General features: G+C 60.5%; 36 protein-coding genes. 25 read left to right on the top strand and 11 right to left on the bottom strand.

What is annotated here, in order from left to right:
- Positions 1-58 precede the first annotated feature (58 nt).
- Entirely contained in the window at positions 59-1,063 is a 1,005-nt protein-coding gene (gene hemB / locus H0W47_RS05785; protein ID WP_296921770.1) for a porphobilinogen synthase, read from the bottom strand.
- A gap of 288 nt (positions 1,064-1,351) precedes the next feature.
- Here hemB and H0W47_RS05780 point away from each other — a divergent pair, with 288 nt between their 5' ends.
- The 21 genes from H0W47_RS05780 (at position 1,352) to H0W47_RS05680 (ending at position 16,523) form a co-directional block, all read left to right on the top strand.
- Entirely contained in the window at positions 1,352-1,780 is a 429-nt protein-coding gene (locus tag H0W47_RS05780; RefSeq protein WP_296921767.1) for a CopD family protein, read from the top strand.
- Positions 1,781-1,999: 219 nt separating this feature from the next.
- Positions 2,000-3,115: a VanZ family protein gene (locus H0W47_RS05775; RefSeq protein WP_296921765.1), complete on the top strand. Its 1,116-nt coding sequence runs from the start codon at positions 2,000-2,002 to the stop codon at positions 3,113-3,115.
- On the top strand, positions 3,112-3,486 hold the full coding sequence (locus tag H0W47_RS05770; protein ID WP_296921763.1) for a (2Fe-2S) ferredoxin domain-containing protein: 375 nt from the start codon (positions 3,112-3,114) through the stop codon (positions 3,484-3,486). Before H0W47_RS05775 ends, H0W47_RS05770 begins: the two co-directional genes overlap by 4 nt.
- Positions 3,487-3,590: 104 nt before the next feature.
- Entirely contained in the window at positions 3,591-4,211 is a 621-nt protein-coding gene (locus tag H0W47_RS05765; RefSeq protein ID WP_296921761.1) for an alpha/beta fold hydrolase, read from the top strand.
- 145 nt (positions 4,212-4,356) lie between these two features.
- The gene (locus tag H0W47_RS05760; protein WP_296921825.1) at positions 4,357-5,466 is read left to right on the top strand and encodes a D-alanyl-D-alanine carboxypeptidase family protein; all 1,110 of its coding nucleotides are present in this window, start codon (positions 4,357-4,359) and stop codon (positions 5,464-5,466) included.
- 191 nt (positions 5,467-5,657) lie between these two features.
- Complete coding sequence (rpsL, locus tag H0W47_RS05755; RefSeq protein WP_092130055.1) at positions 5,658-6,035, top strand: 30S ribosomal protein S12; 378 nt, start codon at positions 5,658-5,660, stop codon at positions 6,033-6,035.
- A gap of 218 nt (positions 6,036-6,253) precedes the next feature.
- Positions 6,254-6,727 carry a 30S ribosomal protein S7 gene (gene rpsG / locus H0W47_RS05750; RefSeq protein ID WP_188710046.1) on the top strand — a complete coding sequence of 158 codons (474 nt, stop codon included), beginning with the start codon at positions 6,254-6,256 and terminating at the stop codon, positions 6,725-6,727.
- Between the two features lie 200 nt (positions 6,728-6,927).
- Entirely contained in the window at positions 6,928-9,030 is a 2,103-nt protein-coding gene (fusA, locus tag H0W47_RS05745) for an elongation factor G (protein ID WP_296921758.1), read from the top strand.
- A gap of 146 nt (positions 9,031-9,176) precedes the next feature.
- The gene (gene tuf / locus H0W47_RS05740) at positions 9,177-10,367 is read left to right on the top strand and encodes an elongation factor Tu (protein ID WP_296921756.1); all 1,191 of its coding nucleotides are present in this window, start codon (positions 9,177-9,179) and stop codon (positions 10,365-10,367) included.
- A gap of 24 nt (positions 10,368-10,391) precedes the next feature.
- Entirely contained in the window at positions 10,392-10,709 is a 318-nt protein-coding gene (rpsJ, locus tag H0W47_RS05735; RefSeq protein WP_296921754.1) for a 30S ribosomal protein S10, read from the top strand.
- 207 nt (positions 10,710-10,916) lie between these two features.
- Positions 10,917-11,597, top strand: coding sequence for a 50S ribosomal protein L3 (gene rplC / locus H0W47_RS05730; protein WP_296921752.1), 681 nt, complete (start codon positions 10,917-10,919; stop codon positions 11,595-11,597).
- A complete protein-coding gene (rplD, locus tag H0W47_RS05725; RefSeq protein ID WP_296921750.1) occupies positions 11,597-12,217 on the top strand; it encodes a 50S ribosomal protein L4 in 621 nt (206 codons plus the stop codon). The genes rplC and rplD overlap by 1 nt, the downstream gene beginning before the upstream one ends.
- Entirely contained in the window at positions 12,214-12,540 is a 327-nt protein-coding gene (gene rplW, locus H0W47_RS05720) for a 50S ribosomal protein L23 (protein WP_077593711.1), read from the top strand. The genes rplD and rplW overlap by 4 nt, the downstream gene beginning before the upstream one ends.
- Positions 12,541-12,542: 2 nt before the next feature.
- Positions 12,543-13,367 (top strand): 50S ribosomal protein L2, encoded by an 825-nt coding sequence (gene rplB, locus H0W47_RS05715; RefSeq protein WP_296921748.1) that lies wholly within the window; start codon positions 12,543-12,545, stop codon positions 13,365-13,367.
- A 9-nt stretch (positions 13,368-13,376) separates the two neighbouring features.
- A complete protein-coding gene (gene rpsS / locus H0W47_RS05710) occupies positions 13,377-13,655 on the top strand; it encodes a 30S ribosomal protein S19 (protein WP_077593713.1) in 279 nt (92 codons plus the stop codon).
- 9 nt (positions 13,656-13,664) lie between these two features.
- On the top strand, positions 13,665-13,994 hold the full coding sequence (gene rplV / locus H0W47_RS05705; protein ID WP_077593714.1) for a 50S ribosomal protein L22: 330 nt from the start codon (positions 13,665-13,667) through the stop codon (positions 13,992-13,994).
- Between the two features lie 15 nt (positions 13,995-14,009).
- Positions 14,010-14,945 (top strand): 30S ribosomal protein S3, encoded by a 936-nt coding sequence (gene rpsC, locus H0W47_RS05700; RefSeq protein ID WP_296921745.1) that lies wholly within the window; start codon positions 14,010-14,012, stop codon positions 14,943-14,945.
- Between the two features lie 24 nt (positions 14,946-14,969).
- On the top strand, positions 14,970-15,386 hold the full coding sequence (gene rplP / locus H0W47_RS05695) for a 50S ribosomal protein L16 (protein WP_077593716.1): 417 nt from the start codon (positions 14,970-14,972) through the stop codon (positions 15,384-15,386).
- 12 nt (positions 15,387-15,398) lie between these two features.
- Positions 15,399-15,605, top strand: a complete 207-nt coding sequence (gene rpmC, locus H0W47_RS05690) for a 50S ribosomal protein L29 (RefSeq protein WP_296921744.1) — start codon at positions 15,399-15,401, stop codon at positions 15,603-15,605.
- Positions 15,605-15,874, top strand: a complete 270-nt coding sequence (gene rpsQ / locus H0W47_RS05685; RefSeq protein ID WP_096671113.1) for a 30S ribosomal protein S17 — start codon at positions 15,605-15,607, stop codon at positions 15,872-15,874. Before rpmC ends, rpsQ begins: the two co-directional genes overlap by 1 nt.
- Before the next feature lie 142 nt (positions 15,875-16,016).
- The gene (locus tag H0W47_RS05680; RefSeq protein WP_296921743.1) at positions 16,017-16,523 is read left to right on the top strand and encodes a peroxiredoxin; all 507 of its coding nucleotides are present in this window, start codon (positions 16,017-16,019) and stop codon (positions 16,521-16,523) included.
- 183 nt (positions 16,524-16,706) lie between these two features.
- Here H0W47_RS05680 and H0W47_RS05675 read toward each other — a convergent pair whose 3' ends face one another.
- Together H0W47_RS05675 and H0W47_RS05670 are read right to left on the bottom strand one after the other, a co-directional pair.
- On the bottom strand, positions 16,707-17,222 hold the full coding sequence (locus tag H0W47_RS05675) for a GNAT family N-acetyltransferase (protein ID WP_296921742.1): 516 nt from the start codon (positions 17,220-17,222) through the stop codon (positions 16,707-16,709).
- 33 nt (positions 17,223-17,255) lie between these two features.
- A complete protein-coding gene (locus H0W47_RS05670; protein WP_296921740.1) occupies positions 17,256-17,942 on the bottom strand; it encodes a cytochrome b/b6 domain-containing protein in 687 nt (228 codons plus the stop codon).
- Positions 17,943-18,130: 188 nt separating this feature from the next.
- On the opposite strand from H0W47_RS05670, the gene H0W47_RS05665 reads away from it, so the two are divergent.
- Entirely contained in the window at positions 18,131-18,583 is a 453-nt protein-coding gene (locus tag H0W47_RS05665) for a cytochrome c (protein WP_296921738.1), read from the top strand.
- 199 nt (positions 18,584-18,782) lie between these two features.
- Here the strand turns inward: H0W47_RS05665 and H0W47_RS05660 are convergent, their stop codons facing one another.
- A complete protein-coding gene (locus H0W47_RS05660) occupies positions 18,783-19,313 on the bottom strand; it encodes a TlpA disulfide reductase family protein (protein ID WP_296921823.1) in 531 nt (176 codons plus the stop codon).
- 1 nt (position 19,314) lies between these two features.
- On the opposite strand from H0W47_RS05660, the gene H0W47_RS05655 reads away from it, so the two are divergent.
- The gene (locus H0W47_RS05655; protein WP_296921736.1) at positions 19,315-20,019 is read left to right on the top strand and encodes a DUF4197 domain-containing protein; all 705 of its coding nucleotides are present in this window, start codon (positions 19,315-19,317) and stop codon (positions 20,017-20,019) included.
- An 85-nt stretch (positions 20,020-20,104) separates the two neighbouring features.
- On the opposite strand, the gene H0W47_RS05650 is transcribed toward H0W47_RS05655, so the two are convergent.
- The 7 genes from H0W47_RS05650 to H0W47_RS05620 all read right to left on the bottom strand — a co-directional run bounded on the left by H0W47_RS05650 (position 20,105) and on the right by H0W47_RS05620 (position 25,791).
- The gene (locus H0W47_RS05650; protein WP_296921734.1) at positions 20,105-21,073 is read right to left on the bottom strand and encodes a PhnD/SsuA/transferrin family substrate-binding protein; all 969 of its coding nucleotides are present in this window, start codon (positions 21,071-21,073) and stop codon (positions 20,105-20,107) included.
- A 520-nt stretch (positions 21,074-21,593) separates the two neighbouring features.
- Positions 21,594-22,184 carry a GrpB family protein gene (locus H0W47_RS05645; protein WP_296921732.1) on the bottom strand — a complete coding sequence of 197 codons (591 nt, stop codon included), beginning with the start codon at positions 22,182-22,184 and terminating at the stop codon, positions 21,594-21,596.
- Positions 22,185-22,380: 196 nt separating this feature from the next.
- Positions 22,381-22,917, bottom strand: a complete 537-nt coding sequence (locus H0W47_RS05640; RefSeq protein ID WP_296921730.1) for a GrpB family protein — start codon at positions 22,915-22,917, stop codon at positions 22,381-22,383.
- Positions 22,914-23,336 carry a DUF1801 domain-containing protein gene (locus H0W47_RS05635; protein ID WP_296921728.1) on the bottom strand — a complete coding sequence of 141 codons (423 nt, stop codon included), beginning with the start codon at positions 23,334-23,336 and terminating at the stop codon, positions 22,914-22,916. Before H0W47_RS05635 ends, H0W47_RS05640 begins: the two co-directional genes overlap by 4 nt.
- 9 nt (positions 23,337-23,345) lie before the next feature.
- Positions 23,346-23,828 (bottom strand): hypothetical protein, encoded by a 483-nt coding sequence (locus tag H0W47_RS05630; RefSeq protein ID WP_296921726.1) that lies wholly within the window; start codon positions 23,826-23,828, stop codon positions 23,346-23,348.
- Positions 23,825-24,556 carry an alpha/beta fold hydrolase gene (locus H0W47_RS05625; protein ID WP_296921724.1) on the bottom strand — a complete coding sequence of 244 codons (732 nt, stop codon included), beginning with the start codon at positions 24,554-24,556 and terminating at the stop codon, positions 23,825-23,827. Before H0W47_RS05625 ends, H0W47_RS05630 begins: the two co-directional genes overlap by 4 nt.
- Complete coding sequence (locus H0W47_RS05620; RefSeq protein ID WP_296921722.1) at positions 24,556-25,791, bottom strand: CaiB/BaiF CoA-transferase family protein; 1,236 nt, start codon at positions 25,789-25,791, stop codon at positions 24,556-24,558. Before H0W47_RS05620 ends, H0W47_RS05625 begins: the two co-directional genes overlap by 1 nt.
- Positions 25,792-25,942: 151 nt before the next feature.
- On the opposite strand from H0W47_RS05620, the gene H0W47_RS05615 reads away from it, so the two are divergent.
- Complete coding sequence (locus H0W47_RS05615) at positions 25,943-26,197, top strand: GFA family protein (RefSeq protein ID WP_296921720.1); 255 nt, start codon at positions 25,943-25,945, stop codon at positions 26,195-26,197.
- Complete coding sequence (locus H0W47_RS05610; RefSeq protein ID WP_296921718.1) at positions 26,187-26,348, top strand: hypothetical protein; 162 nt, start codon at positions 26,187-26,189, stop codon at positions 26,346-26,348. Before H0W47_RS05615 ends, H0W47_RS05610 begins: the two co-directional genes overlap by 11 nt.
- The last annotated feature ends 240 nt before the right edge of the window (positions 26,349-26,588 follow it).

Here is a 26,588-nt window from a genome sequence, read left to right as displayed (position 1 = left end):
GTGTCCGGTTTCAAGCCAAATCGGCTTATAGCCCTCGTCAATGCTGCGCGAGTAGCTATTATTTTAATAGCAATCGAGCGGCAGCCACGGCGAAGTAGCTGAGCACGCCGTCGGCGCCCGCGCGCTTGAATGCCAGCAGGCTTTCCATCATCACCGCGTCGTGGTCCAGCCAGCCGTTTTGTGCGGCGGCCTTGAGCATCGCGTATTCACCGCTGACCTGGTAGGCAAAGGTCGGCACGCCGAACTCGTCCTTCACGCGGCGCACCACGTCCAGGTAAGGCATGCCGGGCTTGACCATCACCATGTCGGCGCCTTCGGCAATGTCCATGGCGACTTCGCGCAGGGCCTCGTCGCTGTTGCCCGGGTCCATCTGATAGACCTTTTTGTCGGCCTTGCCGAGGTTGCCGGCAGAGCCGACCGCGTCGCGGAAGGGGCCGTAAAAGGCGCTCGCGTATTTAGCGCTGTAGGCCATGATGCGGGTGTGGATCAGCTTGCGTGATTCAAGTGCGTTGCGAATCGCGCCAATACGGCCGTCCATCATGTCGCTGGGCGCAACGATGTCGACCCCGGCTTCGGCCTGGGCCAGTGCCTGCCCAACCAGCAGCTCAATGGTTTCGTCATTGAGGATGTAGCCGGTCTCTTTATCAGGCAGCCCATCCTGGCCGTGGCTGGTGAAAGGGTCCAGCGCCACATCGGTCATCACGCCGAGTTCGGGAAAACGTTTCTTCAGCTCGCGCACCACGCGGGGCACCAGGCCGTCGGGGTTGAGCGCTTCCTTGCCGTCATAGGTCTTGAGTGACGCGTCGATCACCGGGAACAAGGCCATCACGGGAATTCCGAGTTGAACGCATTCCTCAGCCACCGGCAGCAGCAGGTCCAGGCTCAGGCGTTCAACACCGGGCATGGAAGCCAAGGCTTCGCGCCGGTTGTTGCCGTCAGTGACAAACACCGGATAGATCAGGTCGTGGGCGCTCAGTGTGTTTTCACGCACCAGGTTGCGCGTGAAAGTGTCGCGGCGCAGGCGGCGCGGCCGGCCAGCGGGGTAGGGGGCATGAACTGTCATCGGCAAATTGTGCCAAAGCTTTTGTGCTGCAGCAGCGATTAATTTTTCCCATGACCTGCGGGGCAGGGTGGCAGACAAAAAAATGCCCGGATGACACTGGGTCAACCGGGCCTGGAAGCCTTTTTGCTGTGACACGTCAAGGCACCCGCTCAGGGAGGAAAAGCGGGGCGCTGTCACCAAAAGGTAACAACACATATTAATTTTAGTCGCCCGGGCTGGAAGTGACAAGGCCCGGGCCGAATCCCCGGAGCCTGCTCGTTGCGTGGGCCTGCGGGCTACACTTCGCCCATGCTCTGGGTCAAATCACTTCACATTGTTTTTGTCGCCAGCTGGTTTGCAGGCCTGTTCTACCTGCCGCGCATTTTTGTGAACCTGGCAATGGTGCCGCCCGAAAGCGTCGCCGAGCGCGAGCGCCTGCTCCTGATGGCGCGCAAGCTGCTGCGCTTTTCCACCCTGCTGGCGGTGCCTGCGCTGGCCTTTGGCTTTTGGATGTACCTGGGCTACGGCATCGGTCGCGGACCGGGCAATGGGTGGATGCATGCCAAGCTGGCCGTGGTGGTGCTGGCCATCGGTTACCACCATGCCTGCAGCCGCATCCTCGCGAAATTCATCGCCCAGCGCAACACGCACAGCCACATGTGGTGGCGCTGGTTCAACGAGGTACCGGTGCTGCTGCTGCTCGCAGCCGTGGTGCTGGTCGTCGTCAAGCCTTTTTAACCACCGAGGCCGCGCAGCGTGAGCCCTCCGAATTCACCAGACGTCATGCCAGCGGACGCGGGCGAACCGGCTTCGCCGGGCGCAATGCGTCGTCCCCTGCAAGGGGAGGCAGAACTACACGATGCGCAGCATCGCGAGGGTGTCAGGGGTGTGCCACCTGTTTCCCTGCAAGGGGAAAAGGAATTACGCGGAGCAAAGCGTAGTGAAGACGATAGGGGTGTGCAATCAGCCAGCTGGCCCCTCGCCCTCGCCACCATCTGCCTGATTGTTTACGCCAGCCTCTACCCTTTCGCTGAGTGGCGCAACCAGGGCATCTCGCCGCTCAGGTTCCTGATGGCGCCGCTGCCGCGTTACTGGACGGGTTTCGACGTGGGCATCAACCTTGCGGGCTACGCCCCCATGGGCTTTTTGCTGGCACTCGCCGGGTTGCGCAGCAGGCGCGTGCGCTGGGCGGTGACTGTGGCGGTGATCAGCGCGGGCCTGTTGTCGCTGCTGATGGAAACCCTGCAGAGTTATCTGCCGTCGCGTGTACCGTCCAATGTTGATTTCGCGCTGAACACCGCCGGCGCCTGGCTGGGCGCCTGCAGCGCCTTGTTACTGGAGAAATTCGGTGCGATTGCGCGCTGGAGTCGCGTGCGCGATCGCTGGTTTGTGCGCGACGCGCGCGGCGCCTTGGTGCTGCTGGCGCTGTGGCCAGTGGCGCTGCTGTTTCCCGCATCGGTGCCGCTGGGTTTGGGTCAGGTGGCCGAGCGCCTGGAATACTGGCTGGCCGAGATGCTGGCCGACACGCCCTTCCTGGAGTGGCTGCCGGTGCGTGACATCGAACTGCAGCCCCTGGTGCCCGGCGCCGAGGTCATCTGCGTGGCGCTGGGCGCACTGATTCCCTGCCTGCTCGCTTATGGCATTGTGCGCACCTGGCCGCAACGGGCATTTTTTCTGGTGATGGCGCTGGCGGGCGGCGTCACACTGACAGCCCTGTCAGCAGCTTTGAGCTACGGACCGGAGCATGCGTGGGCCTGGCTGGACCTGCCGGTGCAGGTGGGCCTGGGTATGGGCGGGGTGCTGGCGTTGCTGCTGCTGCCGGTACCGCGCCGGGCGAGTGCGGCGCTGTTGCTGGTCGCGCTGTGCGTGCATCTGTCCCTGCTCAACCAGGCGCCCGTCGGGCCCTACTTTGCCGAAACCCTGCAGATCTGGGAGCAGGGCCGTTTTGTGCGCTTCAACGGCTTGGCCCAGTGGCTGGGCTGGCTCTGGCCGTTCGCGGCGCTGGTCTACGTGCTGGTACGTTTGTCCATGCGCAAGGCCGGCGATGCGGGCGAAAGTAAAATCGGGGCATGACCCCTACCAGCGCGACAGGCGCGGCTCCAGCCGCAGCCACCCCGGATTCCTATTACGAGCGACACATCTTCTTTTGCCTGAACCAGCGCGAAAACGGCGAGGATTGCTGTGCCAACCACCGCGCGCAATTGGGCTTTGACCGCTGCAAGTCGCAGGTCAAGGCCGCCGGCCTTTCCGGCCCGGGCAAGGTGCGTGTCAACAAAGCGGGCTGCCTGGACCGCTGCGCTGCTGGGCCGGTGGCTGTGGTTTATCCGGAAGCCGTCTGGTACACCTATGTGGACGAACATGACATTGACGAGATCGTCGAGTCACACCTCAAAAACGGCAAGGTTGTCGAGCGCCTGCTGACGCCAGCGCACCTTGGTCGCTGATGGCCGGGCGTCCTGAAAACGGATGATTTGTGCTTCTAGCCCTCGTCGGACGGGCGCAAGCAGCTATGAATTCGATAGCATGTCAAACCCAGGAAAAACACCTCTTGAACGCCCATACCCAAAAAACCACCTTCTCAGGCCCGGTCGGCGCCCTTGAGGTCGCCCTCGACGCCCCAGCCGGAGTGCCGCGCGGTGTCGCGGTGATCGCCCACCCGCACCCGTTGTTCGGCGGCACGCTGGACAACAAGGTGGTGCAGACGCTGGCGCGCGCCTTCACCCAGAGTGGCTGGACGGCGGTTCGTTTCAACTTTCGCGGCGTCGGCGCCAGTGAGGGGACGTATGACGAGGGCCGCGGCGAGGTCGAGGACATGCTCGCGGTGGTGCAGCAGACGGCGCCCGGGGGCGCGCTGGCGCTGGCTGGTTTTTCCTTTGGCGGCTTTGTCACCTCGCAGGTGTTTGCGCGCCTGCAGCCAGATCGGGCCATCGACAAACTGGTGTTGGTGGCGCCGGCGGCCAGCCGCTTCGCGGTTGCCCCGGTGGCAGAGGCTGCGCACGAGCAAACGCTGGTGATTCACGGCGAGCAGGACGACACCGTGCCGCTGCAGGCAGTGATGGACTGGGCCCGGCCACAGCTACTGCCTGTTACGGTTGTTCCGGGTGGTGGGCATTTCTTTCATGGACAATTGCCGCTGCTGAAAAGTCTGGTCGCGCGGCACCTGCGCTGAGTTTTTTCAATCCCGTCTGCTTTTCTTCTGCCTTTCCATTTCCAGGTCTTATTTCCCCATGCGTTTTCTGACAGCTTTCCGCGGCCTGGCCGCTCCCCTGTTTTTGGTGTCGTCCGCTTGTTTTCTGCCCGCGGCGCATGCCCAGATGCCGCAGCCGCCCGAAGTGGCTGCGCGCTCTTATCTGCTGCTCGACGTCACGGCCAACCAGATCCTGGCGGCCAAGGACATCGATTCGCCGGTCGAGCAAGCCTCGCTGACCAAACTCATGACCGAGTACCTGGTGTTTGACGCGCTGAAGTCCAAAAAAATCGACCTCAAGCAGACCTTTCCCGTGAGCCAACGCGCCTGGAAGATGCCCGGCTCCCGCATGTTCATCGACCCCAAGATGCAGGTGCCGGTGGAAGACCTGATCAAGGGCATGATCGTGCAGTCTGGCAACGACGCCACCATGGCGCTGGCCGAGGGTGTGGGCGGCACGGCCGAAAACTTCGTCAAACTCATGAACCAGCAGGCCAAGGCGCTGGGCATGAACTCGACCAGCTACAAAAACCCGGAAGGACTGACCGAGCCCGGGCACACCACAACGGCGCGTGACCTCAGCATTCTGTCGGTCCGCCTGATGCAGGATTTTCCGGATTACATGGGTTTTTCGGCCATCAAGAAGTACCGCTACCCCGGCACGCCAGCTGCCAACGACACCAACCGCAACACCCTGCTGTTTCGCGATCCCACGGTCGATGGCCTGAAAACCGGCCACACCAACGCCGCCGGTTACTGCATGATCGCCACCGCCAAACGCGACTTCCCGAACCTGGGCGCTGCCGGTGCCCCCGGCAGCCGCCGCCTGCTGGCGATTGTGCTGGGCGCTGCCAGCGACAGCGAGCGGGCCAACGAGTCGCAGAAACTGCTGAACTGGGGCTACACCGCGTTTGAAGCGGTGAAATTGTTCGACGCCGGCCAGGCCGTGGCAACGCCCGCCGTCTGGAAGGGCAAGTCGAACACGGTCAAACTGGGCCGCCCGCAGGCCATCGTGCTGGCCATTCCCGCCGGCAGCTCGGCCAAACTCCAGACCCAGGTCGCCCGGCCGGACCCGCTGGTGGCGCCTTTTGTCAAAGGCCAGGCCCTCGGAACCCTGAAAGTCACAACCGGTGCCGGCCAGCCGGTGGCGGACATCCCGCTGGTCGCGCTGGAGGCGGTCGAGGAGGCCGGTATTCTGGGCCGCGCCTGGGATGCTGTCCGGCTCTGGATCAAGTAAAGCCCGCCTGGCGCGGCTTCCAGGCCGTTTTGGGCCCGGGGCGCCGGGTTGGCCCGGCCTGATTTGCGGCAGGGCGTCCAAACTGCTACACTCGAAGGCTTTTCCGGAAATTCCGGGGAGATTCTCGTTTTCACGTAAATATTCACGTATTTCAGTCAAGTCAGAAATCAGACGTTTAGGGACGTTTTTACATGCCAACCATTAATCAGCTAGTCCGTCAGGGGCGCGAGGTCGAAAAGATCAAGTCCAAGAGCCCTGCGATGGAAAACTCACCGCAGCGCCGCGGTGTGTGCACCCGTGTGTACACCACGACGCCCAAGAAGCCCAACTCCGCTCTGCGTAAAGTCGCCAAAGTGCGCCTGACCAACGGTTTTGAAATCATTTCCTACATCGGCGGCGAAGGCCACAACCTGCAGGAACACAGCGTGGTGCTGGTTCGCGGCGGTCGTGTCAAGGACTTGCCTGGTGTGCGTTACCACATCGTCCGTGGCTCGCTCGATCTGCAAGGCGTGAAAGACCGCAAGCAATCGCGCTCCAAGTACGGTGCGAAGAAGCCAAAGGCCAAATAATCCGGCCCGGCTCGGGTTTTTGCCTTCAGGTAAGAATTCCGCGCCCGAAGAAGTTGTCACAACGTCTTCAAAACAAGGTGTTTCAATCGTCCTGGCAGGTGGTTGAAACGAAGTGACCCAAGTGCAAATTGTTGTGCCGGTCGAGTAAGTGAGGGTTTTGATAACCCTCGCGGCATGGCCCGAAACGGCCCTGCCAACTGAAGCAAAGAGGTGAAAAAATGCCACGTCGTCGCGAAGTCCCTAAACGTGAAATTCTTCCTGATCCGAAATACGGCAATGTTGACCTTGCCAAATTCATGAACGTGATCATGCAAGGCGGCAAGAAAGCCGTCGCAGAGCGCATCATTTACGGCGCGCTCGACTTCATCGAGAAAAAGAACCCGGGCAAAGATCCGCTGGAGGCCTTCCACATGGCCATCGGCAACATCAAGCCCATGGTTGAAGTGAAGTCCCGCCGCGTTGGTGGTGCCAACTACCAGGTGCCGGTTGAAGTGCGTCCGGTCCGCCGCATGGCGCTGGCCATGCGCTGGCTGAAAGAAGCCGCCAAAAAGCGCGGTGAAAAATCGATGTCCCTGCGTCTGGCCAATGAGCTGATGGAGGCCACCGAAGGCCGTGGCGGCGCCATGAAAAAGCGTGACGAAGTTCACCGCATGGCCGAAGCCAACAAGGCATTCAGCCACTTCCGCTTCTAAGAGCGGGAGCCATGTTTGCTGCGCGGATTTGACGCGTTGCCGGCTGAAGTCAAAGGCGCCCCGGCGCATTGATTCCTGCCGGTTCAACCCCATTTCCTGCCGGCTGCGTGCAAAACGTGCAGCTTGGCAGACGCGTAGAAAAAACATGAAAAGTGTTTTAGCAACGAGTCTTTGTTCGTCTTTCGAACTGAAAGTAATTTATGTCCCGCGCTACCCCCATTCAAAACTACCGCAATATTGGTATTTCCGCGCACATTGACGCCGGCAAAACCACGACCACCGAGCGGATCCTCTTTTACACCGGTGTGAACCACAAGATCGGTGAAGTTCATGACGGCGCCGCCACCATGGACTGGATGGAGCAGGAGCAGGAGCGTGGCATCACGATTACTTCCGCTGCAACTACCTGCTTCTGGAAGGGCATGGACACGTCGCTGCCAGAACACCGCATCAACATCATCGACACCCCCGGTCACGTGGACTTCACGATCGAAGTCGAGCGCTCCATGCGCGTGCTGGATGGCGCCTGCATGGTTTATTGCGCCGTGGGTGGCGTGCAGCCTCAGTCGGAAACCGTCTGGCGCCAGGCCAACAAATACAAGGTGCCGCGTCTGGCCTTTGTCAACAAGATGGACCGCACCGGTGCCAACTTCTTCAAGGTCGTTGACCAGATGAAACTGCGCCTGAAAGCCAGCCCTGTGCCCATGGTGATCCCCATCGGCGCTGAAGAAAACTTCACCGGCGTGGTCGATCTGCTGAAGATGAAAGCCATCATCTGGGACGAAGCTTCCCAGGGCATGAAGTTCACCTACAGCGAAATCCCTGCCGAGCTCGTCGAGCTGGCCAAGGAGTGGCGCGAGAAGATGGTTGAGGCTGCTGCCGAGGCGTCTGAAGAATTCATGAACAAATACCTTGAAGAAGGTGATTTGAGTGAAGAAGAAATCAAGCTGGGCATCCGCACGCGCACCATCGCCAGCGAGATCCAGCCGATGTACTGCGGCTCCGCGTTCAAGAACAAGGGCGTGCAGCGCATGCTGGACGCCGTGATTGAATTCATGCCGTCGCCTATCGACATCCCGCCTGTCAAGGGCATGGATGAAGACGAGGCGCCTGTGACCCGCAAGGCCGACGACGAAGAGAAATTCTCTGCGCTGGCATTCAAACTGATGACTGACCCGTTTGTGGGACAGCTCACCTTTGTGCGCGTGTATTCCGGCGTGCTGAAAAAGGGCGACAGCGTTTACAACCCGATCAAGGGCAAGAAAGAGCGTATCGGACGTATCGTGCAAATGCACGCGAACAACCGCGAAGAAGTCAGCGAAATCCGCGCCGGCGACATCGCTGCCTGCGTGGGCCTCAAAGACGTGACCACGGGCGAAACCCTGTGCGATCCTGATGCCATCGTCATGCTCGAGCGCATGGTCTTCCCCGAGCCCGTGATTACCCAGGCCGTGGAACCCAAGACCAAGGCCGACCAGGAAAAAATGGGCATCGCACTGCAGCGCCTGGCCCAGGAAGATCCGTCGTTCCGCGTCAAGACCGACGAAGAGTCCGGCCAGACCCTGATCGCCGGTATGGGCGAGCTGCATCTGGAAATCATTGTGGACCGCATGAAGCGCGAGTTCGGCGTGGAAGCCAACGTCGGCAAGCCCCAGGTGGCTTACCGCGAGACTATCCGCAAGACCATCGAAGATGCCGAAGGCAAATTCGTTCGCCAGTCGGGCGGCAAGGGCCAGTACGGCCACGTGGTGCTCAAGATCGAACCCAATGAAATGGGCAAGGGCATTGAGTTCATCGACGCCATCAAGGGCGGTGTGGTTCCGCGCGAGTACATCCCCGCGGTCGAAAAAGGCATTCACGAGGCCGTGACCTCGGGCGTGCTCGCTGGCTACCCGGTCGTTGACGTCAAGGTCACGCTGCATTTCGGCTCGTACCACGATGTGGACTCGAACGAGATGGCGTTCAAGATGGCTGCAATCTTTGGTTTCAAGGAAGGCTGCCGCAAGGCCGGCCCGGTGATTCTGGAGCCGATGATGGCTGTCGAGGTGGAAACACCTGAAGACTACGCCGGCAACGTGATGGGCGATCTGTCCTCACGCCGCGGCATGGTGCAGGGCATGGAAGACATGGTTGGTGGCGGCAAGGCCATCAAGGCGGAAGTGCCGCTGTCCGAGATGTTCGGTTACTCGACCACGCTGCGTTCGATGTCGCAGGGCCGTGCAACCTACACCATGGAGTTCAAGCACTACTCCGAGGCCCCGCGCAATGTGTCCGAAGCCATCATGGCTGCACGCGCCAAGTAAGTAAAACCGGTGCCGGTTCCGCAAGGGCCGGCATCACTCTTTTCCTGTCTGCGATTGTGTGCCCCTCACTGCCCGTGGTGATGGAACCAGCAACACAGTGCAAACGTTAAACCATACACGGGCGCGTTCTTTATCTGGAGTTAAAAATGGCAAAAGGCAAATTTGAGCGGACAAAACCGCACGTCAACGTCGGCACGATTGGGCACGTTGACCATGGCAAGACCACGCTGACAGCTGCGATCACGACCGTGCTTGCGGCCAAGTTCGGCGGCGAAGCCAAAGGCTACGACCAGATCGATGCAGCTCCGGAAGAAAAAGCCCGCGGCATCACCATCAACACCGCCCACGTGGAATACGAAACGGCCAACCGCCACTACGCCCACGTTGACTGCCCCGGCCACGCCGACTATGTCAAAAACATGATCACCGGCGCTGCCCAGATGGACGGCGCCATCCTGGTGTGCTCCGCCGCTGACGGCCCCATGCCCCAGACCCGCGAGCACATCCTGCTGGCCCGCCAGGTGGGCGTGCCTTACATCATCGTGTTCCTGAACAAATGCGACATGGTAGATGACGCTGAGCTCCTTGAACTGGTCGAGATGGAAGTGCGCGAGCTCCTGGACAAGTATGACTTCCCAGGCGACGCCACCCCCATCATCCACGGCTCAGCCAAGCTCGCCATGGAAGGCGACAAAGGCCCCCTCGGAGAAGAAGCCATCATCAAGCTGGCCGAAGCCCTGGACACCTACATCCCCCTGCCAGAGCGCGCAGTCGACGGCGCCTTCCTGATGCCAGTTGAAGACGTCTTCTCCATCTCCGGCCGCGGCACCGTCGTGACCGGCCGTGTTGAGCGCGGTGTGGTCAAAGTCGGCGAAGAGATCGAAATCGTCGGTATTGCAGATACCCAAAAGACCATCTGCACCGGCGTGGAAATGTTCCGCAAACTGCTCGACCAGGGCCAGGCCGGCGACAACGTCGGTATCCTGCTGCGCGGCACCAAGCGCGAAGACGTCCAGCGTGGTCAAGTCCTGTGCAAGCCAGGTTCGATCAAGCCGCACACCCACTTCACTGGCGAGATCTACGTTCTGTCAAAAGACGAAGGCGGCCGTCACACACCATTCTTCAACAACTACCGTCCCCAGTTCTACTTCCGCACGACGGACGTGACCGGTGCGATCGAGTTGCCAGAAGGCAAAGAAATGGTGATGCCAGGCGACAACGTGTCGATCACCGTCAAGCTGATCAACCCGATCGCCATGGAAGAGGGTCTGCGTTTCGCCATCCGCGAGGGCGGCAAGACCGTCGGCGCCGGTGTTGTGGCCAAGATCATTGCGTAATTCCGCATAACTTAAGGAATTACCATGGCCACCACCAAGCAAAAAATCCGCATCCGCTTGAAAGCGTTTGACTACAAGCTGATCGACCAGTCGGCAGCTGAAATTGTTGACACCGCCAAGCGTACCGGTGCGATCGTCAAGGGCCCTGTGCCCCTGCCGACCCGCATGAAGCGTTTTGACATCCTGCGTTCGCCCCACGTCAACAAGACGAGCCGCGACCAGCTGGAAATCCGCACCCACCAGCGCCTGATGGACATCGTTGACCCGACGGACAAAACCGTTGATGCCTTGATGAAGCTCGATCTGCCCGCTGGTGTGGACGTCGAAATCAAGCTGCAGTAAGAAGAAATGGGGGTTTCGGCGAAAGCCGGGGCCTCCAAAAGACCGGAATTCAGCGCGGATTTGCCAATCAGGCAAGTCCGCGCTATACTCTCGGGCTGTCCTGAACTTGCGAAAGCGGTTTTTGGGCGGTTTTATTAACAGTCTTCCACATCAAAACGTCTGCGGCCAATTGAAGTCGCAGCGGTGGAAGTTACGAAAGAACACATCATGAGTCTGAGCAACTCCCTCGGGTTGCTGGGCCGCAAGGTTGGCATGATGCGTCTGTTCACTGATGATGGGGACACAGTTCCTGTCACGGTGGTGGATGTATCCAACAACCGCGTGACCCAGGTTAAAACCGAAGCAAATGACGGCTACGATGCCCTGCAAGTGGCATTCGGTGCGCGCAAGGCGTCGCGCATCACCAAGCCGGCCGCTGGCCACCTTGCGAAAGCAGGCGTTGAAGCCGGTGAAATCCTCAAAGAATTCCGCGTGACGGCTGACGTCGCAGGCAAATACGCCGCCGGCACTGTTGTGCCCGCTGCTGACGTGTTTGTTGTGGGCCAGAAGGTGGACGTGCAGGGCACTTCCATCGGTAAAGGCTTCGCCGGCACCATCAAGCGCCACAAGATGAGCTCGCAGCGCGCGTCGCACGGTAACAGCCGTTCGCACAACGTGCCCGGCTCCATCGGTATGGCGCAGGATCCCGGCCGCGTGTTTCCTGGCAAACGCATGACGGGTCACCTCGGTGATGTCACCAAAACCACGCAAAACCTCGACATCGTTCGCATTGACGAAGCCCGTCAGCTGCTGATGATCCGTGGCGCCGTGCCTGGTTCCAAAGGTGGTTTTGTGACGGTTCGTGCCGCCATCAAGGCCAAACCAACCGCTGCCAAAGGAGCGAACTGATGCAGGTCGAACTCCTGAATGACCAGGGTCTGGCTTCGTCCAAAGTGGACGTGCCCGATACCGTGTTTGGTCGCGAATACAACGAAAGCCTGATTCATCAGGTGGTCGTGGCCTTCCAGGCCAACGCCCGTCAAGGCACCCGTGCCCAGAAAGACCGTGAGCAGGTCCGCCACTCGACGAAAAAGCCGTTCAAGCAAAAGGGAACTGGCCGCGCTCGCGCCGGTATGACTTCCTCCCCGCTGTGGCGCGGTGGTGGTCGTATTTTCCCGAACATGCCTGACGAGAACTTCACGCAGAAAATCAACAAGAAGATGTACCGCGCCGGCATGGCCTCCATCTTCTCCCAACTGGCCCGTGAAGGCCGCTTGGCTGTGGTTGATTCGCTGACCGTGGACTCGCCCAAGACGAAAGTCCTGGCCGACAAGTTCAAGGCCATGAACCTCAAATCGGTGCTGGTGATCGCTGACGAAGTCGACGAAAACCTGTACCTGGCTTCCCGCAACCTGACCAACATCCTGGTGGTTGAGCCCCGCTACGCCGATCCGGTGTCGCTGGTTCACTTCAAGAAGGTCCTGGTCACCAAGGCTGCCATGGACAAACTCAAGGAGATGTTCGCATGAGCGCCGTGAACACCAAACCAAAATTTGACGAAGGCCGCCTGATGCAGGTGCTGGTCGCTCCCATCGTGTCTGAAAAAGCCACCATGGTCGCGGATAAGTCCAATGCCGTGCTCTTCAAGGTGCTGCAGGACGCCACCAAGCCTGAAATCAAGGCTGCCGTGGAGCTGATGTTCAAAGTGGACGTCAAGGCCGTTTCCGTACTCAACCAAAAGGGCAAGACCAAGCGTTTTGGCAAATCCACAGGTCGCCGCGACAACATTCGCAAGGCCTATGTGACGCTGAAGCCGGGTCAAGAGCTCAACATCGGTGGGGAGGCTGCGTAATCATGGCTGTCATCAAAATGAAACCCACTTCTCCCGGCATGCGCGGGATGGTGAAGATTTCCCGGGATCACCTGCACAAGGGTGAGCCTTACGCGCCACTGCTGGAGCCACAATTCCAGAAATCCGGCCGTAACAACAACGGGCACATCACCGTTCGCCACAAGGGCGGCGGTCACAAGCACCACTACCGCGTGGTGGACTTCAAGCGCAACAAGGACGCCATTCCGGCCAAAGTCGAGCGTATCGAGTACGACCCAAACCGCACGGCCCACATTGCGCTGATCTGCTACGCCGACGGCGAGCGTGCCTACATCATCGCCCCACGCGGCCTTGAAGTCGGCGCCACGCTGGTCAGCGGTTCTGAAGCCCCGATCCGCGTCGGCAACACCCTGCCGATCCGCAACATCCCGGTGGGTTCGACGATCCACTGCATCGAGATGCAAATCGGCAAAGGCGCGCAGATTGCACGTTCGGCCGGCACCTCGGCAACGCTGCTGGCCCGCGAAGGCACTTACGCCCAGGTCCGCATGCGCTCCGGTGAGGTTCGCAAGATCCACATCGAGTGCCGCGCCACCATTGGCGAGGTCGCCAACGAAGAACACAGCCTGCGCCGTCTCGGCAAGGCCGGTGTCAAGCGCTGGATGGGTATCCGCCCGACGGTTCGCGGTGTGGTCATGAACCCGGTCGATCACCCACACGGTGGCGGCGAAGGCAAGACCGGCGAAGGCCGCCATCCTGTCGATCCATGGGGTAACCTGACCAAAGGCTACCGCACCCGCAACAACAAGCGCACGCAAGTGATGATTGTTTCGCGTCGCAAGAAGTAAGGCTAACCCATGACACGTTCACTCAAAAAAGGTCCCTTTGTCGACCAGCACCTGGTGGCCAAGGCCGACAAGGCTGTTACCAACAAAGACAAAAAGCCGATCAAGACCTGGTCGCGCCGCTCCATGATCCTGCCCGAGTTCATCGGCCTGACCATCGCCGTGCACAACGGCAAGCAGCACGTCCCTGTCTACATCACCGATCAAATGGTTGGCCACAAGCTGGGCGAGTTCGCACTCACCCGGACTTTCAAAGGTCACCCGGCTGACAAAAAAGTTGTGAGAAAGTAAGGAAAGACCATGGAAACACGTGCAACCCTCCGGGGCGTTCGTCTGTCGGTCGACAAAGGCCGTCTGGTCGCTGACCTGATCCGCGGTAAAAAAGTGGATCAAGCGCTCAACATCCTGAACTTCACGCAGAAAAAAGCTGCGGGAATCATCAAGAAAGTCGTTGAGTCCGCCATTGCCAATGCAGAACACAACGATGGCGCCGACATCGACGAACTGAAGGTGAAAACCATCTACGTCGAGCAGGGCACCACGCTCAAGCGTTTCTCGGCGCGCGCCAAGGGCCGCGGCAACCGTATCAGCAAGCCCACGTGCCATGTGTACGTTGTGGTTGGCAATTAAGAAGGCAGACAGGATATGGGACAAAAAATCAACCCAACCGGGTTTCGCCTTGCGGTCAGCCGTAACTGGTCCAGCCGCTGGTACGCAAGCAACAAGGACTTCGCCGGCATGCTGGCGGAAGACATCAAGGTTCGCGAGTACCTCAAAGCCAAACTGAAGAACGCCGCAGTGTCGCGCGTTCTGATCGAGCGTCCTGCCAAGAACGCCCGCATCACGATTTTCTCGGCACGTCCGGGCGTTGTGATCGGCAAAAAAGGCGAAGACATCGAAGCACTGAAAAAAGAACTGAGCCGCCAACTGGGCGTGCCGGTCGCCGTGAACATCGAAGAAGTTCGCAAGCCTGAAATTGATGCCAAGCTGATCGCAGACAGCATCACCCAGCAGCTTGAAAAACGCATCATGTTCCGCCGTGCCATGAAGCGCGCCATGCAAAACGCCATGCGTCTGGGTGCCCTGGGCATCAAGATCATGTCGTCTGGCCGCCTGAACGGCATCGAGATCGCACGTTGCGAGTGGTACCGCGAAGGTCGCGTGCCCCTCCACACCCTGCGCGCCGACATCGACTACGGCACCTCTGAAGCCAAGACCACCTATGGTGTGATCGGCGTCAAGGTCTGGGTCTACAAGGGCGACAACCTGGGCCGTGGCGATTCGCCTGGCGCCAAGCTGGATGCCGCTCCTTCCGACGAAGAACGCAAGCCCCGCGGCCCTCGCCGCGACGCGCGTCCTGGCGACCGCACGGACCGTCCGTCCGCACCCCGTGGAGCCGCACGCCCAGCGCGCGGCCCTGTCGGTGGTGTGAACACGGCCCCTGCAGACGGCAGCGACAAACCTGCAGAAGCTACGGGTGCCGCACCAGCGGCAGCCGGCGCCGATGCACCGAAAACCACCGTTAAGCGCGTCCGCAAAGCCGCGCCAGCTGCAGCAGCTGACGGTGCCAAGACCGAGTAATCGGTCTAACTACGGAGAATACAAATGCTGCAACCCGCGCGCAGAAAATACCGCAAAGAGCAAAAAGGCCGCAACACCGGCATCGCCACTCGAGGCAACTCGGTGGCGTTCGGTGACTTCGGTCTCAAATGCACCGACCGTGGCCGCCTGACGGCCCGTCAAATCGAAGCCGCACGCCGTGCGATTTCCCGTCACGTCAAACGTGGCGGCCGTATCTGGATCCGTGTCTTCCCGGACAAGCCGATTTCCCAAAAGCCTGCTGAAGTGCGTATGGGTAACGGTAAAGGCAATCCCGAGTACTACGTGGCTGAGATCCAGCCCGGCAAGATCGTCTTTGAAATTGTCGGTGTGCCTGAAGAGCTGGCCCGCGAAGCATTCCGCCTGGCTTCTGCCAAGCTGCCGCTGCGCACCACCTTCGTCAGCCGCATGATCGGCCAGTAAGGGGAAATGAGCATGACCAAATCTACTGAACTGCGTAAAAAAGACGTTGCCGGCCTGAAAACCGAAGTCAAAGAGCTGCAAAGGGCCCACTTCGGCCTGCGCATGCAAAAGGCCACGCAACAACTCACCAACACTGCCACGCTGCGTTCCGCACGCCGTGACATCGCTCGTGCCAAGACCATCCTGGCCGAGACCAACGCCCGCCAAGGAGCGAAATAATGACGGAAGCTAAAAAATCCCTCAAGCGCACCCTGGTTGGCCGTGTGGTCAGCGACAAGCGCGCAAAAACCGTGACGGTGCTGGTTGAGCGTCGCGTCAAGCACGAGCTGTATGGCAAGATCGTTTCGCTGTCGAGCAAGTACCACGCCCATGACGAAAAAGGCGAGTACAAGACCGGCGACCTGATCGAGATCACAGAAAGCCGTCCTATCTCCAAGACCAAGAACTGGGTTGTGACCAAGTTGCTGGAAAAAGCGGCGGTGGTTTAAGTCTTCCGGACTTCAGCTATCCCCTCATCAAAAGCGGCCCCCTGTGGGCCGCTTTTGTTTTTGCCCCGCGTTTTCAAAGGCTTCGCGCAATGGTTGAAAATGCGTTGTACCGATTCATCACCAACCCCCGAGGAGCAGACACATGATCAAAGTAGGCGACACCCTTCCCGCAGCCACGCTGATGGAGTTTTCCGAAGTCGAAGGCAACGGCTGCAGCATCGGCCCCAACCCGGTGGACGTGGCCAAGGCCAGCGCCGGCAAGACGATTGCTCTGTTTGCCCTGCCCGGCGCATTCACGCCGACCTGCTCGGCCAAACATGTGCCCGGCTACGTTGAGCAGGTGGAGGAATTCAAAAAGGCCGGCGTTGACGAAATCTGGTGCGTCAGCGTCAATGATGCATTTGTCATGGGTGCGTGGGCGCGTGACCAGAAGACAGGAACCAAGGTCCGCATGCTGGCCGATGGCAGCGCCGACTTTGCCAACGCCACCGGACTGACGCTGGACTTGACCACACGCGGCATGGGGGTGCGCAGCAACCGTTATTCGATGCTGGTCAAGGACGGAAAGGTTGCTTCGCTGAATGTTGAGGCTCCTGGCAAGTTCGAGGTCAGCGACGCGGCCACCCTGCTGGCGCAAGCCAAGGGCTGATGGTCTGAAGTGTGGCTGGCGCTCACTCGCCAGCTCGCAACCCGCAAAAGAAAAAGCCGCAGGTCGTGCGACCTGCGGCTTTTTTTGTGCCCATTGGAGCGTAGCCTTGCTGGCCCTGTGGCTCGAAACTGCTATCAAAATAAGAGCTACTCCCGCCCGATGGACGAGGGGTAGAGGCCCTTTTTACTCCAAATCCACCTTCAGGTAGTGAGCGCCCGCTATCGGGTTGTGGTAGTAGGGCGGGATGTTCTTGAAGCCGAGGTCGTCGTACAGCGCGCGCGCCGCCTCCATGTCGCTGAGGGTGTCGAGCAGCACGCTGTGGTAGCCGGCCACACGCGCAGCGTCCAGAATCGCTTCGGCCAGTTGCCGGCCCAGGCCGGAGCGGCGGTGCGCCTGCCGCACGTACAAGCGCTTCATCTCGGAGGCGTTGGGGTAGTCAACATTGTCCAGCGGCCGCAGCGCGCAGCAGCCGGCCACCTCGCCGTTCTGCATCGCCAGCAACAGGCAGCCCTGGGGTGCCGCATAGTCGCCTGGTAGCGCGGCCAGTTCCTCGTCGAAGTTCTGGAAGCACAGGTCGATGCCTAGCTGGGCAGCGTACTCGCGGAAGATCTGGCGGGTGGCCTCCAGCAGCGCCGGGGTGTCCGGTGTGATGAACTCGTAAGCGGGCTGGGTATGGGCGTCGGGCTGGGCGGGGCTCATGTCGGCCCAGTGTATCGGCTTTTTCGGTCTGCCTCAGAAGGCCGGTGCTGCCAGCGTGCTGATCCAGTACACCCCGCCGGCGCAGGCCGCCAGCACCACCAGTGCCGCGGTGCGCGATGCTGCGTCATCACGCGATGGCGCAACACGCGCGACCAACTCCTTGTCGCCGTGCAGCATGGCGCCAACCAGGTTGTGCTTGCGCCAGAGGTAAAAAACAATCGCTGCAATGTGCAGCAGCACCAGCGCCAGCACAATCCATTTGCCGATATTCTTGTGGTAATTCGTGGCTAGGCTGACGGTGGCATTGGAGACAAAACGCGTCAGCGGCCCGGCAAAGGCAATTTCGTCGTCGCTGAGCAGTCCGCTGCCGACCTGCGCCAGCAGGATGCCCAGCATCGCAAACACCGAGCCCGCGCCTATCGGGCTGTGGCCGACGGCATGGTCAGCCTTGCCGCGGCCCTTGAGGTAGTCGAAAACACTTTGCGGCGAGTAGATGAAAGCACCAAAACGGGACCAGCGCCCACCGATCAGGCCCCAGACGAGGCGAAACAGCAACAAGGTCAGCACTGCATAACCGAAGCGAAAGTGCCAGATCATCGCGTTACCGCCAATGGTGCCGCTGATGGCCAGTCCCAGTACGCCGGCGACCAGCGCCCAGTGAAAAACTCGTGTCGGCAGATCCCACACCCGCACCTTGTTCAGTGTCTCGTTGTTGTACATATGCACTCCTCGCTGTAGTTTGTTTTTCAGGGGCGGATTGGCAGGTAGGCTGCCAGGCTGCAGCTTGGTGCTTTCCCGTACAGCATTGGTTCCAGCGGAACTTATCACTTCCTGCCAAACTCCAGCTGTGTGGCAACGGCCTGCCCGCGCTGCCAGCACGATAACTCAATACACCACGAGAGGAACACATGAAAGTATTTGCCTGTATTGCCGCAGCAGCCACATTGATGGCCTTTGCCGCCCCGGCTTCGGCCCAGTTTGCCAAACCTGAAGATGCCGTCAAGTACCGCCAGAGTGCCCTCTCGGTGATGGGCACCCATTTTGGTCGTGTGGGCGCCATGGCTTCCGGCCGTGCGCCGTTTGATGCCAAGGTCGCAGCCGACAATGCGGAGATCGTGGCCGACATGGCCAAGCTTCCATGGGCCGGTTTCGGACCTGGCACCGACAAGGGCACCACCAAAGCCAAGCCTGAAATCTGGACCGAGCAGGCCAAGTTCAAGGAAGGCGCCGACAAGCTGATTGCCGAGTCCGCCAAGCTGTCTGCCGCCGCCAAAACCGGCAACCTCGACGCCGTCAAGACCGCTTTTGCCGCAACCGCCGGTACTTGCAAAGCGTGCCACGACGCATATCGAAAAGAGTAATCGGCACACCCCCGTCGGACGCTCACTGCGTGTAGCGCCTTCCCCCCTTGCAGGGGGGGGGGCGGCGCCTGCGGCCCGGCTAAGCCGGTTCCGCGGCCCCTGCTGGCCTAAGAGCCTGTTGGAGACGCCTGCGGTCAGCGTAAAAATGGTCGGTTCCTTTCCGGGAGCAGCCATTTTCTTTGGTGTTGAAGTTGGGTACTCAGGTTTCAGCGAGCAATTTTTCTATCAACTTGTGCAAATCGGCAAAATCCGGCTCGCCGACATACCGTTTGACGATCTCGCCGCGTTTGTTGACGATGTAGGTGGTGGGGGTGAGTTGCACGTCGCCCCAGGCTTTGGCCACTGCGCCGGTATTGTCGATGGCGACCTTGAAGGGCAGTTGGCGGGTTTCGGCGTAGTTGACGACGTAGCTGGGCGGGTCGTAACTCATGGCGACTGCCAGCGTGTCGTAGCCCCTGGCCTTGTACTTGTCATAAGTCGCGACGAGCTGGGGCATCTCGGCCACGCAGGTGACGCAGCTGGTGGCCCAAAAATTGACCAGCGTGACTTTGCCCTTCATGTCAGCCGTAGTCTGCTTGCTGCCGTTAAGCAGTACAAAGGTCGACTCGGGCGCGGCCTGCGCGCCGCCGCAGCCCGACAGCGCGGCGAGCGAGCCCAGGGCCAATGCCGAGGCCAGCACGATCCGGCATACTGACGCGGACACGGGATTCAACTTCTGGAAGGTATTCATCATGCAACGTCGCAATTTTAACCAAGCCGGTATCAGCGCACTTGGCATACTGATCCTGGCCACCCACCAGCAGGCGCGGGCCTTGTCACTCGGCGACCTGACCAACGCCGAAGCGTCCAGCGGCCTGAAAGCCGCCCTGGAAAAAGGGGCGCTGGCGGCCGTGGCCCTGCTGGGTAAGACGGATGGATTCCTCGGCAACCCGAAAGTTCGCATCCCTTTGCCGGGATACCTTGAGGAGGCCTCCAAATTTTTGCGAAACTTCGGCCAGGGCAAACGCATCGACGAGCTGGTCACCGCCATCAACCGCGCCGCCGAAGCCGCCGTGCCCATGGGCAAGGACCTGCTGGTCAGCGCCGTGCGTTCCATGAACGTCAACGATGCCAAAAACATCCTGCAGGGCGGTGAAACCTCCGTCACCACCTTCTTCGCCGAAAAGACCCGCGAGCCGCTGGCCGTGCGGTTTTTGCCGGTGGTGACGCAGGCCACCGCCAAGGTGGGCCTGGCCAACAAGTACAACGAGTTCGCCGGCAAGGCCGCAGGCTTCGGCTTGGTCAAAAAGGAAGACGCCAATATCCAGCAGTACGTGACCGGCAAGTCGCTCGACGGCCTCTACCTGATCATTGGCGAGGAAGAAAAAAAGATACGCCAGGACCCGATTGGCACCGGCAGCGCGATCCTGAAACGCGTCTTCGGTTCGATGAAGTAGGGCCGCCACGGTCGCTCAGTTATGCCCGCAGGCACCGCCCCCTCGAGGGGGAACGGGCTACAAGCAGTAAGCCTGGACGTGGGGCCTACTTCTTCGCGGCTTGGGACTTGCGGAAAACTTCCATCACGGTGGCAAAGTCGCGATCAAAGTTGATGGGCAAGAAGGTGTCATTGCCCGGCAACTGCTTCTGCAGGTTTGGTGAGAAGTTGTAGCTGAACGAGCACTTTTTCACCCGCGCCTGCAATTCAGGCGAGACGTCCTTGCTCATGGTCCAGGTTTCGGTCATGAAAGGCGGGCTTTCCCAGATCGTGCGAATGCTCGAGCCCTTGACGTCGCCCTTGACGATCATGCGCTGGTACAAATCGCTGGCCACGGCCGCGGCGGGGTAAAAACCGTGCATCACGCCGGTGACTGAGCGCTCATGCCCGTTGGAAAAAACCACTTCGTAGTCCTTGTCAGGCGCCAGGCCCAGCGCAGGGAACAGCGCGCGCGGCGCCAGGTTGCCGGAGTTCGAGGTCGGTGTGGTGTGCGCGACCTTTTTCCCCACCAGGTCCTTCGGCTCCTTGAAAGGACTGTCGACGCGGCTGATCAGGATTAGCTTGTAGGAGTTGCGCACGCCGCTGGTCTTGTTGCCAGGCACGCCGAACGGCGCTGGCTGGCCCGCGGTGACGAGTTGCGCGGCCAGGCCGGGGTTGACTTGGGCGAGCTGGGCTTTGCCGGTCGAAATGGCTTCAATCAGTTCTTTTTCACCAAGGATGTCGACATTGGAGGTCTTGTCCAGCGATTCGCCCAAGGCATTGTGCAGGTCGATATTGCCGCAGCGCGACAGGTGGCTGAAATAGTCGCCCCACAGCGCCATGGTTTCGCTTTTGCCGTAGGTCTTGGGCATGGCCACTACCATTTTCTCGCGTGGACCGGTGTAGGCGGGCGCTGCTGGTGCCGGTTTGGCTGCAGGCCGGGCGCGTGGCGCACTGCCATCGGTCTGGGCCGCTGCGGGCGCCAGGACAAAAGCTGCGGACGAAAGCAGAAAGCCGCAGTAGCTGTGAATCTTCATGACATGTTCCTGTTTTGTTGGAATGATTGCAGGCTGTCTCGCCTGCCCGGGGCAACCGCCCTCGAAGCGAGTTTCCACGAAAACGCGCCTTTAAGAACGTTTTGTTACTTCGAAACTTTGCGTTTTGTCACGGAAAAGACATAAATCACAAATTTCCGACGAGAAAACGCGCAAAAACGAACTAAAAAGTTCGCAGTTCGCAGTTCGCAGTTCGCAGTTCGCAGTTCGCGGTCGAAGGTTTGTTCCGTTACACCGCAGGCCCCGCTCGCCAGTGGCTGCATGGTCTGGCAAGGTCACGGCTTGTGGTCAGCGGGGACGCTCAGCAGCAACGGTCTTCGAGGCGCTACTGTTTTGATAGCTTGCAGCGCTCGCCACACATGGGCCGCAGCCCGATTTGGTTCATCAACATGGCCTGCGGTCGTGCTGCCGGGCCGGTTTGTCGCCGCTCGATGCATCAAAACACATCCCAGCCCCCGTCAGACAAGCGCAAGTAGCTATCAAAGACAGAGCAAATTGCTATTCAGTCCGGCCCCGCGACTGACTGCACAAACGCCGCTTTAGCTTCGGTGTAGACCTCGCGGTCTGTGCCGTGCCGCAAGGCCAGGGTTGCCTTCAGTGCGGCATAACGCGCAGCAAGAACGGCATCGCTGCGCAGGGCGTCGCGAAAGCGCAGGCGTTGCATCCACACCGGGCCACCGTGCACCACCACGTGCAGGTGGTGGGTGCTGTGCCCGTCGGCCCAGCTCATGAACCATTTGCGACGGCCCCGTCCAACGGGTTCTGCCGCCACGTCACGGAACACGATCATCAGCATGCCTTGCAGAGCGGAAAGGTCCCGGATCGCCTGCACGGTGACATCGACAATCTGCGCGTCCCCAGCCAAGTGTGTACGCAGTTTAGGCAAATGAACTGCTTCGGTCTGGGTGGCGGCAAGCTTCAGAGCGTCGACCAACGGTGAGCGCAGGCCCTCGCGCACCATGGCGTGAAAGTTCCAGTTCGCCTTGCCTGCGGCTGGCTCCAGGTACTTGCCGGTGCGACCACTGATGTAGATGATGTCGCCCGCGTTGTTAACCACCACGGCCGCGGGCGCGTAATGCATCAAGCTTCGCATGGTGAGTGCTCCGTGACCTTTGAAGACGGCTTGGCGAGTCAACTCGCGGCGGCATAAGACTGATGACCGATTTGACGCACAAACAGACTCCACCTGCTTGGCCTTGGGGTACTTTCCACACTGGTGATGAAGAAAATCCGCATCCAGCCCTTATCTGTCAGGCACAAGCAGCTATCAAAATTAGAGCGTTTCAGTCTCAGTCGGGCCCCGTCACCGACTGCACAAACGTGGTTTTGGCTTTGGTGTAGGCCTCGCGGTCCGCGCTATGCCGCAAGGCCAGCGCTGCCTTTAATGCGGCATAACGGGTGACAATGACCGGATGGCTGAGCAGGGCATCCCGAAAGCGCAGGCGTTGGTCCCAGGCCGGACTGCCGTGCACTACGATGTGCAGATGGTGCGTGCGGTGTCCATCAGCCCATCGCATGAACCACTGCCGGTCTGTCAGTGTGGCGTTGAATTCGGCTGAAGTGGTGTAGCCGGCTTCCAGTAGCGCGCCGCTGAGCGAGCGGGCCATGCCCATGCTTTCCACACCCGCAAGCAGGTCAATAACCGGCTTGGCGATCAGGCCGGGTACGGCAGTGCTGCCGATGTGTTCGATGTCTATGAAGCTCAGCGGAAGCAGCCCGAGAAGGCGGTCCCGCTCGGCCACAAACATCGCCGGCCAGGCCTCGTTGTAGGCTTCTAGGGCCACTTCTTCGTGAATGGCCGCCTGCAGAGACTCGTCGCTGTTCAAGCGCCCACCCCGGTTTTGTTGCGGTGGTAAGTCAGTGTCATGGCGATACAAAAGCGCAGCGCGTCTTCATGCACGGCCTGGTCCGTATCAAACACGATGGCGCGGTTGCCTTCGTAGTTGAACTCTGCCGGAAACAGCGTCCTGAAGGTGTCGACCAGACGGGTCTGGCAATTGAAATACATCGCGTACTGCGTGGCGCCGGATTTTTTCGGCGCGATCCTGATCGTGCTTCCGCTTTTTGATTGTGTCGTCAGGTAGGCCGGTTCGTTCCACTTCAGGGTTTCCTGCAGTTCACCCACCCCCGGAGTGCTGGCCGCTACCTCGAAGATCATGGCGCGCAGGGACAGCAGTTTTTTCTTCAGCGCGGGCGGGCAGGCCTTGAAGACGGCTTCCACGGACGGATCGGCAAATGCTTGCATGGGCGGCTTCTAGCGGACCGATGCCAGCACCTTGCGCGCCGTCGCCAGCCGGTCGTCCAGGTAGGCACCGTAAAAGTCGTTGGAGCCCAGGCCCACCAGCCTTTCGGCCAGCTCCTGCCCCTGCGGGCCGAGAAACAGCACGGTCGGCGTGAAGCCGGCTTTCCACACCGCGATTTGCGCCGTAGCTGTGGTCGCCTTGCCGTCGAAACCGACCAGCGGTGTGGTCTTGTCGCTGATGTTGAGCTGCCAGGCCTGCAGGCTGCCATCACGTTGCGCAGGCAGCAGGTAGTTGCGCCGCACCACCTCGCAATAAGGGCAACCGGGCAGGCTGACCAGCAGCACCAGCGGCTCTTTTTTGGCGGCAGCGGTTTGCGCTGCGCCTGGTAGAGAGGTTGGCACTGGCAGCGCCGTGTCTTTGGCCAGTGCCAGCGGTGGCAGCAAAAGCCCGCCTGCCAAGGCGGCCGTGAAGTGGCGGCGGTCCAGCATGTTCATGCAGCGCAGTCGAGCAAAATTTTTGTCAGCGCGGCTGGCTCAGTGATCATCGGGTCGTGCCCGGTCTTGATCTCGACTATTTTCGAGTTGGGCAGCCAGGCGCCATCCCAGAATTTGGGGTCTTTGACGCGCAGGCGGCTTGGCTCAATGGTGCCCAGCGCCGGCTCGGTGCAGTTGACAAAGGTGCGCGGTATGGCGGAGACACGTTTCACATCAAAGTCCAGCGGCGCCTGGTAGGTGTTGCCGGGGTGCGGCGTCTGCCGGCGCTTGACCCAAGCGTGGTCGGCATCAATCAGGCCAAACACCTCCGGGTCTGGCGGCGGAAAGCTGAAGCGCGTTGTCGACTGCGCGGCCGACAGCCGCTGCTGCTGCGTCGCTGCCGACTGCGTGCTGCTCCAGCTTTCGCCGGGCTTGGGGATCACCGCATCGACATAGACCAGATGCTTCAAATGCTTACCAAGCCGGTCTGCGACCGCGGTGCCAATCATGCCCGCGTAGGAGTGCACGACCAGGATGACGTCGTGCAGCTCTTCTACCTCGATGGCGCTGATCACGTCGTCGATGTGCGTGTCCAGCGTGATGCTGGGCGCGAGCAAATGGGCGCGCTCGCCCAGCCCAGTCAGCGTGACGGCATGCACGCGGTGGCCCTGCGCCTGCAGCGCAGAGGTCACGCGTTGCCAACACCAGCCGCCGTGCCAGGCACCATGCACCAATACAAAATTAGCCATCAGATCACTCCTTGTTGTTTCAGGTCAGACAGCTGCGCGTCGGAGTAGTTCAACACCTCACGCAGCACCTCTTGTGTGTGCTGGCCCAGCAGCGGCGGCGGCAGGTCTGTGCGCACTGGCGTGGCGCTCAGCTTCATGGGGCTGGACACCAGCCGTACCTTGCTTGCCAGCGGGTGCTGCCAGTCGGTCACCATGGCGCGCTGCTGGATTTGGGGGTCTGCAAAAACCTCAGCAATATTGTTGATGGCGCCGCAAGGCACCTTGGCCGCTTCCAGCGTGGCCAGCCAGTCGGCCTTGCTGCGCTGAAGCATGATGGCGGCCAGCAAAGGCACAAGCACTGCGCGGTTGCGCACGCGGTCCTGGTTTTTGACATAGCGCGGGTCACCGGCCAACTCGGGGTGGCCTGCCACTGCGCAAAATTTGGCGTACTGGCTGTCATTGCCCACGGCCAGAATGAGATGGTCCTTGCTGCCGTCCTTATTGGGTGCAACTTCGAACACTTGATAGGGCACGATGTTCTGGTGCGCATTGCCCGCGCGCCCAGGCACAGAGCCGCTAACCAAATAGTTGGCGCCCAGGTTGGCCAGCATGGCCACCTGCGTGTCCAGCAAGGCCATGTCCACCTGCTGGCCTTCGCCAGTTTTTTCAGCATGGCGCAGCGCGGCCAGGATGGCGACCGTGGCGTACATGCCGGTCATCAAATCAGCCACCGCCACACCCACCTTTTGTGGCCCGCCACCTAAATCGTCACGCTCACCCGTCACACTCATCAACCCGCCCATGCCTTGAATCGCGTAGTCATACCCCGCGCGTTCGGCATACGGCCCGGTCTGGCCAAAGCCGGTGACAGAGCAGTAAACCAGTTTCGGGTTGAGCTTTATCAGCGAGGCATACTCCAGCCCATAACGCGCCATGTCGCCAACCTTGAAGTTCTCGACAAACACATCGCAGTGTTTGACCAGTTCACGAATTAGGGCCTGGCCTTCCGGCTTGGCAATGTCACAGGTGACCGAACGCTTGTTGCGGTTGGTGCCCAGGTAATACGCTGCTTCGGCCGTATCAGCGCCAACACTGTCCTGCAAAAACGGCGGCCCCCAGGTGCGCGTGTCATCACCCGTGCCGGGGCGCTCGATCTTGATCACGTCGGCACCCAGGTCGGCCAAAGTCTGGGTACACCAGGGACCCGCCAGCACGCGGGAGAGGTCGAGGATGCGGATGCCGTCTAGGGAGTTCATGGGGACATTTTGCCCTCAGAGCGGCGTGATGCGATGAACTGCACCGGCGGTGGCTGCAGGCGAGTCGCCACCGCGATAGTTGGCCGCTGGTGCCGCCATAGAATTTCGAGGAGCGACCACACGGCGCTTCAATTCCGGAGCTTTGACAGCCATGACAACTCAGCATCGCGGTTCTTGCCTGTGCAAAGGCGTCCACTTCATCATCGAAGGTGAACTTGCCCCCATCCAGATCTGCCATTGCAGCCAGTGTCGGCAAGCGCAAGGCGGTGCCTTTGGCGCCAACATTCCCGTGGAAACGGCCAAGCTGAAGTTCCTGTCGGGGACTGGACCTGTTGCATCGCTACGAGTCCTCGCCCGGCAAGACAAGGGCCTTCTGCGCCATCTGTGGCTCGCCGGTGCTCAGTGAGCGCAGCTCGCTGCCAGGCGTCGTTCGAATTCGCGCCGGGCTGCTGGCTGAGCCTGTTGCGGCGAAAGTAGCCTCACACGCTTATGTGGACTCGAAGGCTTCGTGGTGGTCCATCGACGATGGGCTCACGCAACATCCCGAAGGCATCTGACGCCTGACGCGGTGTGCAAAAAAAGCATCTCTGTTGGAAGCCCTGGTGGCACGAGGCAAGGTTGGCTTAGTTAACTGACCTGATGACATCAGCGCCTAAGCTGCCAGCGTCTGTGTGAATCGCCCCGGGAATTGAGGAGGCTCCAACCTTTGAGAAGATGGAGCCATGAAGAAATCAAACAAGTTTTCCCCCGAAGTACGCGAACGCGCGGTCCGTATGGTGCAGGAGCACCGAGGCGAG

It is taken from the genome of Polaromonas sp. (assembly GCF_013817205.1).
In the GTDB taxonomy this organism is placed as follows: Bacteria; Pseudomonadota; Gammaproteobacteria; order Burkholderiales; family Burkholderiaceae_C; genus Polaromonas.
This window is presented reverse-complemented; position numbering and strand designations above follow the sequence as displayed.